The organism is Paramicrobacterium agarici, from assembly GCF_002563955.1.
GTDB lineage: Bacteria > Actinomycetota > Actinomycetes > Actinomycetales > Microbacteriaceae > Paramicrobacterium > Paramicrobacterium agarici.
In genome coordinates this window covers 322,889-337,630 of record NZ_PDJE01000001.1, presented here as the reverse complement: position 1 = coordinate 337,630, position 14,742 = coordinate 322,889, and the positions used below count along the sequence as shown (strand labels likewise).

Here is a 14,742-nt window from a genome sequence, read left to right as displayed (position 1 = left end):
ATGAGTGAGACGACACTTCCTGCCATTGCCATTCTCGGTGCCGGGTCGATGGGCGGTGCGATCCTCTCGGGGCTCGTGCAGCCGCACGTGAACGTCGACGGCGGAATCCGCGTCACCAACCGCACCGCGGCCAAGGCCGAACCGCTCGACGCTCTTGAGGGCGTCACGTCGTATGCACTTGAGCAGACACCGGATGCCACGGCACGAGCACTTGCCGGCGCCAAGGTCGTGCTGATCGGCGTGAAGCCGCACATGGTCCCCGACCTGCTGCGTGACATCGCCGACGACCTGGAGCCCGGGGCCATCGTCGTGAGCGTGGCGGCGGGCGTCACCGTCGAGACCTTCGAGAGTCTGCTGCCCGAGAACGTCTCGGTCATTCGCGCCATGCCCAACACGCCGTCGCACGTCGGCAAGGGCGTCACGGGCATCGCGCCGGGCACGCGCTCGAGCGATGAGGACCTCGCGCTTGCACGTGCCGTGTTCGAGACCGTTGGCGAGGTCGTCGAGGTTCCCGAGAACCAGATCGACGCGCTCTCGACGATCTCCGGGTCGGGCCCGGCCTACGTCTTCTACCTGATCGAGGAGTTCACGAAGGCAGCGATCGACAAGGGGTTCACGCCCGAGCAGGCAGCGACGCTCGTGAACGGCACGTTTGCGGGAGCAACCGAGCTGCTCATGCAGTCCGACAAGACTCCGGAGCAGCTGCGCATTCAGGTGACGAGTCCTAAGGGAACCACGGAGCAGGCCGTCACCGTGCTGCAGCAGGCGGGGTTCGCTGAGACGTTCACGAAAGCGACGGATGCTGCGCTCGCACGTGCGCGCGAGCTCGCAGCCGGCTCGTGACGCGATACGGTCCGCTCGAATCGCGTGACGGACACCTGGCCATCGGCGACCTCGGCGGGCACCACGTGCGCCTGACCGAGGCGGGAATCGTCATTCTGCGTCACGGTGAGGAGCCGATCCAACTGGGCTGGAACACGATTGCATCGGCGACGTTCGATGTGCGCACGACGCGCTTCCGCTGGCCCGGGGCGGTGACGACGGCGCTTCTCGCTGTCGCCGGCGCGATGCTGCACGATTGGGAGATCGTCGACCAGGAGTACGACGCGTCGTTCGACGTGGTGCCGCACGAGGGAGATGCCGTACACGTCGATGTCACGAGGCACCACGTCGGTCGCTACTGGGTGAAGCCGGTTCGTGCGACGCAGGCGCTTCTGCGCCGGCTCATCGACGATCCAGAATCCCGGATGCTGCTGCGCGACCCCGAGCGGCTGCTGGCGATGCTGCGCGCGTGACCGCGTTCGGCGAGTGCCTGCGCTCAGCTGAGCGCAGCGAAGCGCTCGATATCGCCCGACGATCCCGAGACGATGATCAGGTCGTGATCGGACACCACGGTGTCTGCCGTGGCGTAGGTGAACGGCTTGCCCGGGGACTTGACGCCGACAACGGTGACGTTGTGCTTGGTGCGTACGCCAGAATCGGTGAGGTTCTTTCCGCGAATCGGCTTGGGCGGATACATCTTGACGAGGGCGAAGTCATCGTCGAACTGGATGAAATCCAGCATCCGTCCGTTCACAAGGTGCGCGACGCGCTCGCCTGCCTCGGCTTCGGGGTAGATGACGTGGTTCGCGCCAACGCGAGCGAGGATCTTGCCGTGCGATTGAGACACGGCCTTGGCCCAGATCTGAGGAATCTTGAGGTCGACGAGGTTCGCGGTGATCAGCACGGATGCCTCGATCGAGGACCCGACAGCGACAACGGCCACCGAGAAGTCGCCTGCGCCGATCTGCTTAAGCGCCTCGATGTTGCGGGCGTCGGCCTGCACGGTGTGCGTGATGCGGTCCGCCCACTTCTGCACGAGGCCCTCGTCGCCGTCGATCGCGAGAACCTCGCGGTCCAGCCTGTCGAGCTCGCCCGCGCACGCGGCGCCGAAGCGTCCGAGACCGATGATCAGCACGGGCGCGTCGTGTTTGATGCGGTCAACCAACGATGGGCCTCTCTTCTGGGTGGCGATACAGGCGCCCGTTGCTCGTGGAGGCGACTGCTGCGGCCAAGGTCACTGTACCAACGCGCCCCATAAACATCGTGAGCGCGAGCACGTATTTTCCGGCATCCGGCAGCTCTTCTGTCAGACCCGTCGACATGCCGACGGTTCCGAATCCCGAGATGACGTCGAACAGAACCCGGTCGAGAGGCTCCTTCGTGATCTGCATGATGATGATCGACGAGAGAGCGACGATCGTCGCTCCCCAGAAGAACACCGAGATCGCGACGCGAATCACGTCGCCGGGAATGCGGCGGCCGAACGCGGTGATCTCCTGACGACCGCGCGCCTCGGCGAATGCTGCAAGAACAAGCACGGCAAGCGTCGTGACCTTGATGCCGCCCGCCGTCGAAGCGGAGCCGCCGCCGACGAACATGAGCATGTCGAGCACAAGGAGGCTTGAGCTGTTCAGCTCAGAGATGTCGATGGTGGCGAAGCCGCCCGATCGCGACATCATCGAGAGGAACAGCGACTGGAACACCGTGTTGCCCGCATCCATTCGGCCGAACGTTCTTGGATTGTTGAACTCGAGAACGACGATGGCCACGGCGCCGAGCACGAGCAGAATCAACGTCGTGACGAGAGTGAGCTTGACGTGCAGCGACCACTGCCGCGGCCGGATCAGGTGACGTTTGAGCGCGAAGATCACGGGAAAGCCGATTGAACCGAGAAAGACGCCGATGATCAGGATGCCGAGAAACCACGTGTCGTTGGCAAAGCGCTCAAGGCCGAGTTCGTTCGGCGTGAAACCCGTATTGGTGAACGCCATAGCCGAGTAGTAGACGCCGTGCAGCGCGGCCTCGCCCCAGGCGATGCCGTCCATGATCATGCGTGCGAAGAGCAGGACGGCGAGCCCGGCTTCGATGACTAGGAGGCTGACGACCACGGTCAGCAGCAGATTGCCGATGTCGCCGAGGCGTACCGCCTGCCCTTCGGCGACGGGTCCGTGGTGCACGCGCAGCGGATTGCTGTCAGATGCGGCGACGAGCTTCGCTCTCAAGCCGAGTCGTCGTGAGATCACCATTCCCAGAATCGACGCAAGCGTCAGCACGCCTACTGCGCCGATCTGCACGCCGAGCACAACGAGCACGTCACCGAAGAACGACCAGTGCGTTGCCATGTCGACGGTCGCGAGGCCCGTCACGCAGATGGTCGACATCGCGGTGAAGAACGCATCAGCAAGCGGCGTCCAGCTGCGGTCCGCCGACGCGGCGGGAAGCATGAAGAGAAATGTGAACACCGCGATGAGCGAGCCGAAAACCAGAATCGCAAATCGTGAGGGCGAACGCGTCGTGAAGTCATTGACTGCCTCGCGCAGGCGCCCGAGCGCGGTGCGGGCGAGCGGTGACGATGAGGCGCGCCTGCTGCGTGCCATGAAGACCTCACTTGAGTTGGAGCTGATACGCCTCGCAATGGTACTCCGCCGCGGGACTTACTAACCTTGATACATGGCCGACATCTTTGACGTTATCGCAGACGGAACAAGAAGGGACATCTTGCGCGTGCTTCGCGAACGTCATTCCCTCGATGAGAGCGGTGCCGCGCGCGGAACAAGCGTCTCCGAGATCGTCGCCGGGCTGGGACTGAGCCAGCCAACCGTCTCCAAGCACCTCAAGGTGCTGCGCGAAGCCGGGCTCGTGGAGGTGCGCGAAGAAGGGCAGCACCGCTACTACTCACTCGACAGCGAGCCTCTCGAAGCCGTCGAAGACTGGCTCATCCCCTTTCTGAGCGTTGACTTCAGCGAGCAGGATCTCAAACGCGAGATCGAAGCTCATCTGCCCGAGCAGGCCAAGCAGGTTGCCGACGCGATAGGGCACGTCGCCGCGGGAACGCGCAAGCGCGTCTCGAACGCCGTCACGGCGATGGGCAAGCGATTCGGCAGATCTGGCGAATAGCCGTCTCGTCAGCGACCGGCTCGCCTCGCCGTGACGCGTATTCCGCGGCTGCCATGCACTTCTGCACGTCAAAGATGTAGCATAAGTACTACATCCTGTACATGATCTTAGATGGGGTAGACGTGGAATCATCGCAGACGGCGTCACGAACGCCGATCATCTCTGTCTCCGATCTGCGCATGAGTTACGGAGACAAGACCGTTCTCGATGGTCTTCAGCTCGACATCCACGAAGACGAGATCGTGGCGATGCTCGGGCCGAATGGGGCGGGAAAGAGCACGACGATCGAGATCCTCGAGGGATTCCGCACACCCTCGTCAGGGAGTGTCTCCGTCCTCGGCAGCGATCCGGCGCGAGGCGACGACGGCTGGCGGTCGCAGATCGGGATGGTCCTTCAAGCATCGACCGATCACGGCAAATGGCGGCCGCGCCAGTTGCTATCGCATCTGGCCGACTTCTACCGCCCATATGTCGACCCGTGGGAGGCGGACGAGCTGCTGGACATGGTTGGGCTGACCGAGCAGGCACAGCAGAAGCTGCAGACTCTTTCAGGCGGGCAGCGGCGGCGTCTTGATGTGGCGCTCGCCATCATCGGCAAGCCCTCCCTGCTGTTTCTCGACGAACCGACGACGGGGTTCGACCCGCGTGCACGCCGGGACTTTCACGACCTCATCCATCGACTGAGCGACATGGAAGGCATCACGATCATGCTGACAACACACGATCTGGCCGAAGCCGAGGCGCTGGCCAGTCGCATCGTCATTCTCGCAGGCGGGCGAATCATCGCCGACGGCACCCCATTCGAACTGACGAGCGCGGTGTCACGCACTGCCGAGATCAGTTGGCGCGCGCACGGGCAGCAACACCTCCACGTCGCCGAGGACTCAACGCAGTTCGTGCGCGAGCTGTTGGAGCACGATGCCGGCGTGGCCGACCTGCAGATTCGTCGTGCAACGCTTGAAGACGCCTACCTGTCGCTCGTCGAGGAGTTCGAGAGTGGCGGCACGATTGAGGCAACAGCGTTCGAGGAGGCAGCGCGATGACGACGGTTGTGAGGAGAACCCCTCGGTACAACCCGACGGTGAGCACCTACAAGACCGGCCTGAAGCGCGGGTTGATCTCGGCGCGCATTCAGCTGACTACTCCGAGTGAGATCGTCGGCACCCTCGTGATGATGACGCTGATGGTTGTGTCGCTGATCTTTCTGTCGCAGGGAACATTCGGCGGCGCATCCGTCGATCTCGGAGCGATGGGACTGCCCGGCGTCATCGCGATGGGCGTTCTGTTTAGCGGTGTCATGGGGATCGTGGGAGTCCTCTCCATGGATCGCACGAACGGCACTCTCCTGCGCTCAAAATCGGTACCGGGCGGAACAACGGGCTATCTTGTCGGGGAAATCACGGCAAATCTCATCTCCACCGTGGTCTCCGCACTTCTGATGCTCGTTGTCGGGCTGCTGCTCTTCGACGGTCTGGAGTTCGCTTCGCCATTGCGCTGGCTGCTCTTCGCTTCCGTGCTCGTGCTCGGAATGGTGTCCACCTTGGCGATTGGCGCCGTTCTCGGAGCACTTGTCTCCAACCCGAAGTTCATGGGTTTCGTGATGATGCCAGTCTTGGTGCTCGTCGGCATTTCAGGAATCTTCTATCCGATCGTCGCGCTCCCCGGGTGGCTGCAGGGAGTCGCACAGGCCTTCCCGCTGTATTGGTACGGCCTCGGGCTGCGGGCCTCGCTGCTGCCTGACGCGATGTCCGCCGTCGAAATCTCTGGGTCCTGGCGACTGGAATGGGTGTTCATCGTTCTGGCCGCGTGGGCGGTCGTGTGTCTCGCCATCGCTCCGAAGCTCCTCGGCCGGATGGCGCGCCGAGAATCGGGGTCGACGCTTGCCGCGCGCCGCCTGGACGTTCAGCAGCAGTGGGGGGTTTAGCCGAACGTGGCCGAGACGGTTCATAACCGCATCGCGATGCTGCGCGCCGAGCGCCGCGTCTCGCGTCGGTCGCTCGCGGAAGCTCTCGGCGTCCACTATCAGACCATCGGCTACCTCGAACGTGGCGAATACAGTCCCAGTCTGTATCTCGCTCTGAAGATCGCCGAGTACTTTGACGTACCCGTTGAAGTTCTCTTCTCGCTCGAGGAGTTCCGGCGCATCGGGTGATGCGACTGCCATCGCAGGGACTGCCCGAAAGCGGGTCACTTCGTCAATGCGAGCGGATTCGCGCACCGATGGTCATGCCCCCATCGGCTTCTGCTCGACATTCACTCAGGTTTCACAGTAATGTTGTTGTGAGCCGTGTGACTGACGTGACGAAAGGGGGCCTCGTGGCTAAAGAATTCGACGACGTGCGGTTTCTGACCGTCGCCGAGGTCGCCGACATGATGCGGGTCTCGAAGATGACCGTCTACCGCATGGTTCACGCCGGCGAGCTGCCCGCTATTCGCTTCGGGCGGTCCTTTCGCGTTCCCGAGTCGGCGATCGCTGATGCCATCACGCGCAACGTCGCAGATTCTGCGTGACACGAGTACGCACGAAATTCGGGTAAACTAACCCGAGGCCTTTTATGCCGGCCGCGGCACGCGCGGCCAGACCCAATACTTTTGTGAGGTTTACGTGGGTTCAGTTATCAAGAAGCGTCGCAAGCGCATGGCGAAGAAGAAGCACCGCAAACTTCTTCGCAAGACGCGCCACCAGCGTCGCAACAAGAAGTAGTCTCACGGGACTGCACCGAAGCGCCAGGGTTCTGCCTTGGCGCTTTTTGGTGCGCCTAGCGCTCCGTCGCCGATAGCGCAACCGCCTTGTCGTTCCCCGTGGGGGGAAGCGACCGTTGGGGGAACGATGCATTGCACAGGTGAGGAGGCGACATGCCAACGCAGCAGGGACCCAGCACAACGCGTCAGCTGAACATCGAGCACAAGGGACGCACGTTCGGCATCGTCCCGTCGATGGAGAGAACATGGGTGGTCACCGAGATGATCTCGCGAGCGCCGTATGGACGGCTCGTGCTCCTGGACGAAGACGGCGAAGATGGGCTGCCCGTGTACGGGGGGATCCCTGCCGGCTACACCGAACCCCTTCATCAGGGGAGTGACTGGGACGGGATCGTCCGTGCGCTGATCAACCAGACCGACTGGGACGTTGATGCCTAGGGCGTCGTCGCACGGGGCCGTTAGGCTGGTCGCATGACAATAACCGTCACGCTCATCGGCAAACCGGAGTGCCACCTGTGCGACGATGCCCGAGGCGCGATCGAGCGGGTGCTCACGCAGATTCCCTCTGCAGCATCCGTGACTCTCGAAGAGAAATCGATTCTCGACGACACCGCTCTGTACGAGCGCTACTGGGAGCAGATTCCCGTTGTACTGATCGACGGCGAGCAGCACACCTTCTGGCGCGTCGACGAGCGTCGTCTCGCGTCAGCGCTGACCGAAGACGACGCCTGAGGGGGAACCATGGCCATCAAGCACATCGTGATGTGGACGCTCGCGGGGGACGACGACGCAGCAAAGGCGGATGCTGCGAACGAGATCGCCGCTCGGCTTGAGGCGCTCGTGGGGCGCATCGCCGGCATCCAGTCACTCGAGGTCACGCGCAACGCGGCGTTCGACGATGTGAATTACGACCTTGCGCTCATCTCGGTGCACGACGATGTCGCAGCGCTCAAGGCCTACCAAGTGCATCCCGAGCACGCGGAGGTTGCGGCGTACATCCGCAGCGTCGTCGCCCAGCGGGCATCCATCGATCTCGAGGCGTAGCGGCGCGACCTCAGATCGCGCCTACTCGTCGTCGCTCTGCTTCGGCCTGGCGTCGACGCCAGCCTCTTTGCGCTGCTGAGGCGTGATGGGCGCGGGGGCCTGCGTAAGCGGGTCGAAGCCGTTTCCGGTCTTGGGAAACGCGATGACCTCCCGAATCGAGTCTGACCCGGTGAGCAGGGCGATGACGCGATCCCAGCCGAACGCGATTCCGCCGTGCGGGGGAGCGCCGTACGCGAAGGCGTCGAGAAGAAAGCCGAACTTCGTGCGCGCGTTCTCTTCGTCGAGCCCCATCACCTCGAAGACGCGCTCTTGAACGTCGCGCTCGTGAATACGGATCGAGCCTCCGCCGATCTCGTTGCCGTTGCAGACGATGTCATACGCGTACGACAGCGCGTGTTCGGGGTCGGTGTCGAACGTGTCGCGATACTCCGGCTTCGGCGCCGTGAACGCGTGATGCACGGCCGTCCACCGGCCGGCTCCGACGGCGACGTCGCCTGAGGCCACGGCTTCCTCGGCCGGCTCGAACATGGGGGCGTCCACGATCCAGACGAACGCCCACGCATCGTCGTCGATGAGGTTGGCGGCACGGCCGACCTCGAGACGAGCGGCGCCGAGCAGGGCACGCGAGTCGCGCGGAGTTCCCGCCGCGAAGAAGATCGCATCTCCGGGCTTCGCTCCGACAGCATCCGCGAGCCCCTCGCGCTCTGCGTCGCTGAGGTTCTTGGCAACCGGCCCTCCGAGCGTGCCATCTTCGGCGATCGTGACGTACGCGAGTCCCTTCGCTCCGCGGCCGCGGGCCCATTCCTGCCACGCATCAAAGCCGCGGCGCGGCGTCGATGCGCCACCGGGAAAGACGATCGCGCCGACATAGGGGTTCTGGAACACCCGGAAGCCGGTGTTGGCGAAGTACTCGGTGAGCTCAGTGATCTCGAGGCCGAAGCGCAGGTCGGGCTTGTCGCTGCCGTACTTCTGCATCGCCTCTGCGTACGTCATGTGCGGAATCGGGGTCGGAACGGTGTAGCCGATGAGCTTCCACAGCGCCGAGACGATCTTCTCGCCGATTTCGATGATGTCGCTCTGCTCGACAAAGCTCATCTCGATGTCGAGCTGCGTGAACTCGGGCTGCCGGTCGGCGCGGAAGTCCTCGTCGCGGTAGCAGCGGGCGATCTGGTAGTACCGCTCCATGCCGGCCACCATGAGCAGCTGCTTGAACAGCTGCGGGGACTGCGGCAGCGCGTACCACGAGCCGGGGTTGAGGCGCGCGGGCACGAGAAAGTCGCGCGCGCCCTCTGGCGTGGAGCGCGTGAGCGTCGGCGTCTCGATCTCGACGAACTCGCGCTCGTCGAGCACGTCGCGCGCTGCCTTGTTCGCTTTCGCGCGCAGGCGCAGGGCACGTGCGGGATCGGGCCGACGCAAGTCGAGGTAGCGGTGCTTGAGGCGAGCTTCTTCGCCGATGGTCTCGGTTCCGTCGAGAGCGGTCGACACCTGAAACGGCAGCGGCGCGGCCTCGTTGAGCACGATGACGGTCTCGGCGATGACCTCGATCTGCCCCGTCGACAGGTTGTCGTTGGCGTTGCCCTCCGGCCGCTTCTGCACGGTGCCCGTCACCTGCAGCACGAACTCCGAGCGCAGCGGGTGCGCCACGTCTTCATCGCGAATGACGACCTGAGCGATGCCCGATGCATCACGCAGATCGATGAAAGCCACTCCTCCGTGATCGCGGCGACGGTCGACCCAGCCGGCGAGAGTGACCGTCTCGCCCAGGTGCTCGAGTCCGAGTGTTCCGGCGTTGTGAGTGCGAAGCACGAAAAGGTCCTTTCCGGCGGTGAAGAGGGGAGGATGCCGTGTGACGACGGGCCTGCCCCGAAGCATTCGACAAGTCTACTTGCCTCGTCGTGAAGCGAGTGCCGCCACCCGTTGATTGCTCACGGCAGATTCTTAGCTCTACAGAACGTAGACTAAGGGCCGTGGTTGCCTCGCAGATCCACCTCGTCCGGCATGGCGAGGTGCATAATCCCTCGCGCGTGCTGTATGGACGCATTCCCGGTTTCGGTCTCTCCGACCGCGGACGCAGCATGGCACAGGCCGCCGCCGACGATCTGGCGCGGCGCAAACGGCCCGTGTCGCGCGTGATCGCGTCACCGCTGCAGCGCACGCAAGAATCGGCGGCCCCCATTGCGACGGCGTTCGAGCTCTCGATCGAGAACGACGCTCGCGTGATCGAGCCGAGTAACTACTTCGAAGGCATGCGCATGAGCAGCGCACTGCGCAATCCGCGCAACTGGTACGCCGTGCGCAACCCCCGCAAGCCCAGCTGGGGCGAGCCCTACGCCGACATCGTCACTCGCATGCTCGAGGCGATCACCGATGCGTGGGAGAACACGGAATCAGGCGACGTCGTGCTCGTGAGCCATCAGCTTCCGATCTGGATGGCCCATTCCAGCATCCTGGGCATTCCGCTTCACCACGACCCGCGCAAGCGTCGCTGCTCTCTGTCGAGCATCACGACTCTTGAGCACACGGGCAAGCGCTTCGTCGAGGTGGGCTACGCCGAACCCGCGCTTCTGCTGACGGCAGGTGCCGTCGACGTGGGTGCCGTATGACTCGAGCACGACACACCACACGGATGCTGTCGGCCGCCGCAGCCGCGCTCGCCTCGGTGCTTCTGGTCGCCGGCTGCTCGAGCGATCCCCTCGCCGAGCAGTACAAAGAGGGAAGCAGCAAGGGGTACATCGCGGGCGACGGCTCGGTCATGGAGATCGCCGAGCCCGACCGCGGCGAACCGGTCGACTTCTCGGGAACCACGGAGTCAGGTGACGAGATCTCGTCGAGCGACCTCGTCGGCGACGTCGTGGTCGTGAACTTCTGGTACGCCTCGTGTGCTCCGTGCAGGGCCGAGGCGCCCATTCTCGACAATGTTTTTGAGGAGTACTCCGATGACGGCGTCGAGTTCGTCGGCGTCAACCTGCGCGACCAGCCGGGAACCGCCGCCTCGTTCAACGACACCTACGACGTCGGCTACTCGTCGATCATCGACGTCGACACGGGCAGTGTGAAACTCGCGTTCGCCGACACCGTTCCGCCCAACAGCGTTCCGACCACGATCGTGCTGGACAAGCAGGGCCGGGTGGCCGCGCGCATTCTGGGGGCGATCGAAGACACGTCGATTCTGTCGACGCTGGTCGAAGACGCCCTGGCAGGGACGTGACGTGAATCCCGGAGAGATCGTCATCAGCGGTCAGCTGCTGCTCGCCATTCCCATTGCGGCGCTCGCAGGCCTCGTCTCGTTCGCATCGCCGTGCGTGCTTCCGCTCGTTCCCGGCTATCTCGCCTATGTCGGCGGTGCATCGACGGCGCAGCAGGGGGCAAAGGCGGCGACGCGCGATCGCGCACGGCTGCTGCTCGGCGTCGTGCTGTTCATCACGGGCTTCTCGGTGATCTTCACGGCGTACGGCTTCGCCTTCGGCAGTCTCGGGCAGTGGCTCGTCGCATACGGCCCGCTCATCACGCAGATCCTCGGTGCCGTCGTGATTCTCATGGGCCTCGTGTTCATCGGCCAGGTGACGTTTTTGCAGAGGACGTTCCGCCCGACGTGGACGCCGAAGACGGGGCTTCTCGGTGCTCCGCTGCTCGGCGTCGTGTTCGGCATCGGCTGGGCGCCGTGCGTCGGTCCGACGCTCGTGGCGATCCAGTCGCTCAGCTTCGGCTCGGCCTCGCCATGGCGCGGGGCGCTGCTGAGCTTCGTGTACTGCCTCGGCCTCGGCATTCCGTTCGTCATCTTAGGCCTAGGTGCCACGTGGGCGACCAAGAGCGTCACGTTCCTGCGCCGTCACATCCGCGCGATCAACATCATCGGCGGCATCCTGCTCATCCTTATCGGGATCCTCATGGTCACCGGCGTCTGGACGTCGCTCATCAGCATGCTCGCGGGGGTGATGCCGTACTTTGTCCCGGCCATCTGATTACACTGACGGGCGCGACGACGGCCCGAGCGAGCAGCCCGTCTCGCAACCCAAGCTCGGCGTCGTGGGCTGGCTGCGCTGGATCTGGCGGCAGCTCACGAGCATGCGCACGGCGCTCCTGCTCCTGCTTCTGCTCGCGATCGCGGCGATTCCCGGCTCGCTCGTTCCGCAGCGCTCGAGCGACCCCAACGGCGTCACGCAGTATTTCACCGAGCATCCCGATCTCGCGCCGGTGCTCGACAGCATCCAGATGTTCGACGTCTTCACGTCTGCATGGTTCTCAGCGATCTACATTCTGCTGTTCACATCGCTCATCGGCTGTGTCATTCCGCGCGTCAAGCACCACATCGGCGCCCTGCGCGCGAAGCCGCCGCGCACGCCCGTACGCCTCAGCCGCCTGAGCGACTACAGCGAGGTCACGTACCGCGCGGGCGACGGTGTCGAGGCGGATGCCGCGGCCGCGGTGTCGTCAGCACGCGATCTGCTCAAGAAGTCGGGGTACCGCGTCGAGCTGTACGAAGCGCCGGCTACCAAGACGTCACCCGCGAGCATCTCGGTCTCGGCGGAGCGCGGGTACCTGCGCGAGACGGGCAACCTGGTCTTCCACTCGGCGCTTCTGCTGATTCTGCTGGTCGTGGGCATCGGAGGCGGCTTCGGCTACTCGGGGCAGCGCGTCGTGGTGGAGGGGCAGTCGTTCGTCAACGTGCTCGGCGACTACGACTCGTTCAGCCCAGGGCGTTTCTTCGACCCGTCTCAACTCGCCCCCTACTCGCTCACGCTCGACGAGTTCAACGTCGACTACGAGACCGAGAACCTCAACGCCTATGGGCAGCCCATCGACTTCGAAGCCAACGTCACGACGCGCACGCCCTCGGGCGACGCCCACGACACCGCGATCAAAGTCAACGAGCCGCTGCGCTTCGAGGGCACCGATGTCTATCTGCTGGGCAACGGCTATGCCCCCACGATCACGGTGAAGGACCCCGAGGGCAACATCGTCTTCACGGACTCGGTGCCGTTCTTGCCGCAGGACTCGTCGACGCTCACGTCCGTCGGCGTCGTCAAGGTTCCCGACGGCCTCGACAAGCAGCTGGGCATGGTCGGGTTCTTCTACCCGACCGCGTACCCTCTCGAGTCGGGGGCTTACACGTCCACGTATCCCGACCTCGAGTACCCCCTGCTGACGCTCAACGTGTACACGGGTGACCTCGGCATCGACGGCGGCGTGCCGAAATCGGTGTACTCGCTCGACGTCGACGGCATGACCCAGCTCACGGGCGGCGACACGGGCGTCGAATCGATCGAGCTCATGCCGGGGCAGAGCACGGAGCTACCCCACGGGCTCGGCACGATCGAGTTTGTCAATGAGAACCCGCAGAAGGGCAGCTATGCCGGCTCTGTGCACCGCTTCGCATCGTTCGACATTCACAGCGACAAGACGCAGCTGGGCGTCGCGATCGGCGCGGGACTTGTTCTTCTGGGCCTGCTCACGTCGCTCTTCGTGCCCCGGCGCCGCGTGTGGGTGAAGGCGTACGATAACGACGACGGCTCGGTGCGCATCGAGTACGCGGGGCTTGCGCGCGGTGAGGACCCGGGGCTGGCGGATGCTGTCGAGTCCGTCGCCTACCGGCACGGCACCGCGCTGGGGGTGGACCGCGAATGATCGTCGTCGCGCTCATTCTCGACGTCGTCCTGACGCTCGGCTTCGCGATCTCGGGGCGCTCGAGCCATGCCGAGGTACTCGATCCCGTGGGCATCTGGGGCACCTGGTGGCCGTTTCTCGCGGCGCTCGCGATCGGCTGGGTCGTGACGCTCGCGTGGCGCCGGCCGCTCGACGTCGTGCGCACCGGCATCCCGGTGTGGATCATCACGGTTGCGGGCGGGATGCTGCTGCGCGCAGCATCCGGACAGGGAATCGCCGTGCCGTTCATCATCGTTGCCACCCTCGTGCTCGGGCTCGCCCTTGTGGGGTGGCGTCTCATCGCGCTGCTGGTACGCACCCTGCATGCTCGGAACGCGCGAAAAGCGAAGGAGTAACCTGACATCGTGGATCTCAATTCGTTCTCATTGCTGGCCCTGTGGTCGGCGACGGTGCTGTACGCGCTTGCGCTCATTGCGTTCTCGCTTGACCTGGCGCGCCGAAGCTCCGAGGTGAAAGAGGCATCCGCCGCGCAGTCCGCTGTCGCGACGTCGGCGGAGCAATCTGTCGCGCAGGCCGGCGGAGGCGTCGCCGTCAAGACGCGCCCGGTGAAGCCGCAGAGCTCTGAACCCGCCGTCACAGCGAAGCGCTCGCCGTCGCTGCGTTCGGCCATGGCGCTCATGGTGCTGGGCTTTCTGCTGCACGTCGCCGCCGACGTGACGCGGGGCATCGCAGCCGAGCGCGTGCCGTGGGCGAACCTCTACGAATTCGTCATGACGGGCACGATGCTCGTCGTCGCCGTGTTCCTCGTGGTGAACATCAAGGTCGACCTGCGGTACCTCGGCACGTTCATTTCGCTGCTCGTCGTCTCGCTGCTGTGCATGGGCACGATCAACTTCTACGTCGAGGTCGCCCCGCTGCCTCCGGCGCTGCAGTCGGCGTGGCTCGTGATTCACGTATTCCTCGCGACGACGGCGATGGGCTTTCTTGCGCTCGGCTGCGCGCTGAGCGTGCTGCAGCTGATTCAGGCGCGCACCGAGGCGCGGCGCGCGGCGCTGGGTGAGCTGAAGCTCAAGTTCATGGCGACGTTCCCGTCGGCGCAGCGTCTTGAGAACCTCGCATACCGCACGGTCATCGTGGGCTTTGTGCTGTGGACGTTCACGCTCATCGCCGGATCGATCTGGGCCGAGGCGGCCTGGGGTCGCTACTGGGGCTGGGACACCAAGGAAGTGTGGACGTTCATCATCTGGGTGATCTATGCCGGATACATCCATGCGCGTGCAACGAAGGGCTGGCGCGGCAGTCGAGCCGCGTGGCTCGCGATCATCGGCTTCGGCACGGTGATCTTCAACTTCACCGTCGTGAACATCTTCTTCAACGGCCTGCACAGCTACTCGGGGCTGTAAGCTCGCTGGTGCAGAGAGCCGGCTCCCGTTCGGTCGTCCTCGTCGCCCA

Annotated in this window: 20 protein-coding genes; 17 read left to right on the top strand and 3 right to left on the bottom strand. The window is 64.4% G+C overall.

Translation table 11 applies throughout. The annotated features are described in order from the left end of the window. Positions 1-843 carry a pyrroline-5-carboxylate reductase gene (proC, locus tag ATJ78_RS01655; RefSeq protein WP_098406015.1) on the top strand — a complete coding sequence of 281 codons (843 nt, stop codon included), beginning with the start codon at positions 1-3 and terminating at the stop codon, positions 841-843. Further along, the gene (locus ATJ78_RS01650) at positions 840-1,295 is read left to right on the top strand and encodes a hypothetical protein (protein WP_098406014.1); all 456 of its coding nucleotides are present in this window, start codon (positions 840-842) and stop codon (positions 1,293-1,295) included. Before proC ends, ATJ78_RS01650 begins: the two co-directional genes overlap by 4 nt. A 23-nt stretch (positions 1,296-1,318) precedes the next feature. Here the strand turns inward: ATJ78_RS01650 and ATJ78_RS01645 are convergent, their stop codons facing one another. Continuing rightward, positions 1,319-1,987 (bottom strand): potassium channel family protein, encoded by a 669-nt coding sequence (locus tag ATJ78_RS01645; RefSeq protein WP_098406013.1) that lies wholly within the window; start codon positions 1,985-1,987, stop codon positions 1,319-1,321. Beyond that, complete coding sequence (locus tag ATJ78_RS01640) at positions 1,980-3,419, bottom strand: TrkH family potassium uptake protein (RefSeq protein WP_098406012.1); 1,440 nt, start codon at positions 3,417-3,419, stop codon at positions 1,980-1,982. Before ATJ78_RS01640 ends, ATJ78_RS01645 begins: the two co-directional genes overlap by 8 nt. A 73-nt stretch (positions 3,420-3,492) precedes the next feature. On the opposite strand from ATJ78_RS01640, the gene ATJ78_RS01635 reads away from it, so the two are divergent. The 9 genes from ATJ78_RS01635 to ATJ78_RS01595 all read left to right on the top strand — a co-directional run bounded on the left by ATJ78_RS01635 (position 3,493) and on the right by ATJ78_RS01595 (position 7,686). Beyond that, entirely contained in the window at positions 3,493-3,939 is a 447-nt protein-coding gene (locus ATJ78_RS01635) for an ArsR/SmtB family transcription factor (protein WP_098406011.1), read from the top strand. A gap of 122 nt (positions 3,940-4,061) precedes the next feature. Beyond that, entirely contained in the window at positions 4,062-4,982 is a 921-nt protein-coding gene (locus tag ATJ78_RS01630) for an ABC transporter ATP-binding protein (protein ID WP_245836162.1), read from the top strand. Continuing rightward, the gene (locus ATJ78_RS01625; protein ID WP_098406010.1) at positions 4,979-5,863 is read left to right on the top strand and encodes an ABC transporter permease; all 885 of its coding nucleotides are present in this window, start codon (positions 4,979-4,981) and stop codon (positions 5,861-5,863) included. Before ATJ78_RS01630 ends, ATJ78_RS01625 begins: the two co-directional genes overlap by 4 nt. A gap of 6 nt (positions 5,864-5,869) precedes the next feature. Further along, positions 5,870-6,091, top strand: a complete 222-nt coding sequence (locus ATJ78_RS01620; protein ID WP_245836161.1) for a helix-turn-helix transcriptional regulator — start codon at positions 5,870-5,872, stop codon at positions 6,089-6,091. Positions 6,092-6,255: 164 nt separating this feature from the next. Next, positions 6,256-6,450, top strand: coding sequence for a helix-turn-helix domain-containing protein (locus ATJ78_RS01615; RefSeq protein ID WP_098406009.1), 195 nt, complete (start codon positions 6,256-6,258; stop codon positions 6,448-6,450). 94 nt (positions 6,451-6,544) lie between these two features. After that, positions 6,545-6,643 carry a 30S ribosomal protein bS22 gene (locus ATJ78_RS01610; RefSeq protein ID WP_003792170.1) on the top strand — a complete coding sequence of 33 codons (99 nt, stop codon included), beginning with the start codon at positions 6,545-6,547 and terminating at the stop codon, positions 6,641-6,643. Positions 6,644-6,795: 152 nt separating this feature from the next. After that, entirely contained in the window at positions 6,796-7,080 is a 285-nt protein-coding gene (locus ATJ78_RS01605; RefSeq protein WP_098406008.1) for a hypothetical protein, read from the top strand. 33 nt (positions 7,081-7,113) lie between these two features. After that, positions 7,114-7,374, top strand: coding sequence for a glutaredoxin family protein (locus tag ATJ78_RS01600; protein ID WP_098406007.1), 261 nt, complete (start codon positions 7,114-7,116; stop codon positions 7,372-7,374). Between the two features lie 9 nt (positions 7,375-7,383). Next, entirely contained in the window at positions 7,384-7,686 is a 303-nt protein-coding gene (locus ATJ78_RS01595) for a Dabb family protein (protein ID WP_098406006.1), read from the top strand. Positions 7,687-7,707: 21 nt separating this feature from the next. On the opposite strand, the gene aspS is transcribed toward ATJ78_RS01595, so the two are convergent. Then, positions 7,708-9,492 (bottom strand): aspartate--tRNA ligase, encoded by a 1,785-nt coding sequence (gene aspS / locus ATJ78_RS01590; protein ID WP_098409140.1) that lies wholly within the window; start codon positions 9,490-9,492, stop codon positions 7,708-7,710. A 161-nt stretch (positions 9,493-9,653) separates the two neighbouring features. Here aspS and ATJ78_RS01585 point away from each other — a divergent pair, with 161 nt between their 5' ends. From ATJ78_RS01585 to ccsB, 6 genes are read left to right on the top strand one after another with little or no spacing between them, the layout of a single operon-like run. Beyond that, positions 9,654-10,289: a histidine phosphatase family protein gene (locus tag ATJ78_RS01585; protein WP_098406005.1), complete on the top strand. Its 636-nt coding sequence runs from the start codon at positions 9,654-9,656 to the stop codon at positions 10,287-10,289. Next, on the top strand, positions 10,286-10,894 hold the full coding sequence (locus ATJ78_RS01580) for a TlpA family protein disulfide reductase (RefSeq protein ID WP_098406004.1): 609 nt from the start codon (positions 10,286-10,288) through the stop codon (positions 10,892-10,894). Before ATJ78_RS01585 ends, ATJ78_RS01580 begins: the two co-directional genes overlap by 4 nt. A 1-nt stretch (position 10,895) precedes the next feature. After that, positions 10,896-11,648: a cytochrome c biogenesis CcdA family protein gene (locus tag ATJ78_RS01575; protein WP_098406003.1), complete on the top strand. Its 753-nt coding sequence runs from the start codon at positions 10,896-10,898 to the stop codon at positions 11,646-11,648. After that, positions 11,632-13,311: a cytochrome c biogenesis protein ResB gene (gene resB, locus ATJ78_RS01570; protein WP_098406002.1), complete on the top strand. Its 1,680-nt coding sequence runs from the start codon at positions 11,632-11,634 to the stop codon at positions 13,309-13,311. The genes ATJ78_RS01575 and resB overlap by 17 nt, the downstream gene beginning before the upstream one ends. Continuing rightward, positions 13,308-13,685 (top strand): DUF3054 domain-containing protein, encoded by a 378-nt coding sequence (locus ATJ78_RS01565; protein ID WP_098406001.1) that lies wholly within the window; start codon positions 13,308-13,310, stop codon positions 13,683-13,685. The genes resB and ATJ78_RS01565 overlap by 4 nt, the downstream gene beginning before the upstream one ends. A 6-nt stretch (positions 13,686-13,691) precedes the next feature. Next, a complete protein-coding gene (gene ccsB, locus ATJ78_RS01560) occupies positions 13,692-14,693 on the top strand; it encodes a c-type cytochrome biogenesis protein CcsB (protein ID WP_098406000.1) in 1,002 nt (333 codons plus the stop codon). Positions 14,694-14,742: the final 49 nt, after the last annotated feature.

What these genes read in the sequence shown, in the direction of transcription:
- proC (WP_098406015.1), top strand. Translation starts at nt 1, where the DNA reads ATGAGTGAGACGACACTTCCTGCCATTGCCATTCTCGGTGCCGGGTCG.
- ATJ78_RS01640 (WP_098406012.1), bottom strand. Translation starts at nt 3,419, where the DNA reads ATGGCACGCAGCAGGCGCGCCTCATCGTCACCGCTCGCCCGCACCGCG.
- ATJ78_RS01635 (WP_098406011.1), top strand. Translation starts at nt 3,493, where the DNA reads ATGGCCGACATCTTTGACGTTATCGCAGACGGAACAAGAAGGGACATC.
- ATJ78_RS01625 (WP_098406010.1), top strand. Translation starts at nt 4,979, where the DNA reads ATGACGACGGTTGTGAGGAGAACCCCTCGGTACAACCCGACGGTGAGC.
- ATJ78_RS01605 (WP_098406008.1), top strand. Translation starts at nt 6,796, where the DNA reads ATGCCAACGCAGCAGGGACCCAGCACAACGCGTCAGCTGAACATCGAG.
- ATJ78_RS01600 (WP_098406007.1), top strand. Translation starts at nt 7,114, where the DNA reads ATGACAATAACCGTCACGCTCATCGGCAAACCGGAGTGCCACCTGTGC.
- ATJ78_RS01595 (WP_098406006.1), top strand. Translation starts at nt 7,384, where the DNA reads ATGGCCATCAAGCACATCGTGATGTGGACGCTCGCGGGGGACGACGAC.
- ATJ78_RS01580 (WP_098406004.1), top strand. Translation starts at nt 10,286, where the DNA reads ATGACTCGAGCACGACACACCACACGGATGCTGTCGGCCGCCGCAGCC.
- ATJ78_RS01565 (WP_098406001.1), top strand. Translation starts at nt 13,308, where the DNA reads ATGATCGTCGTCGCGCTCATTCTCGACGTCGTCCTGACGCTCGGCTTC.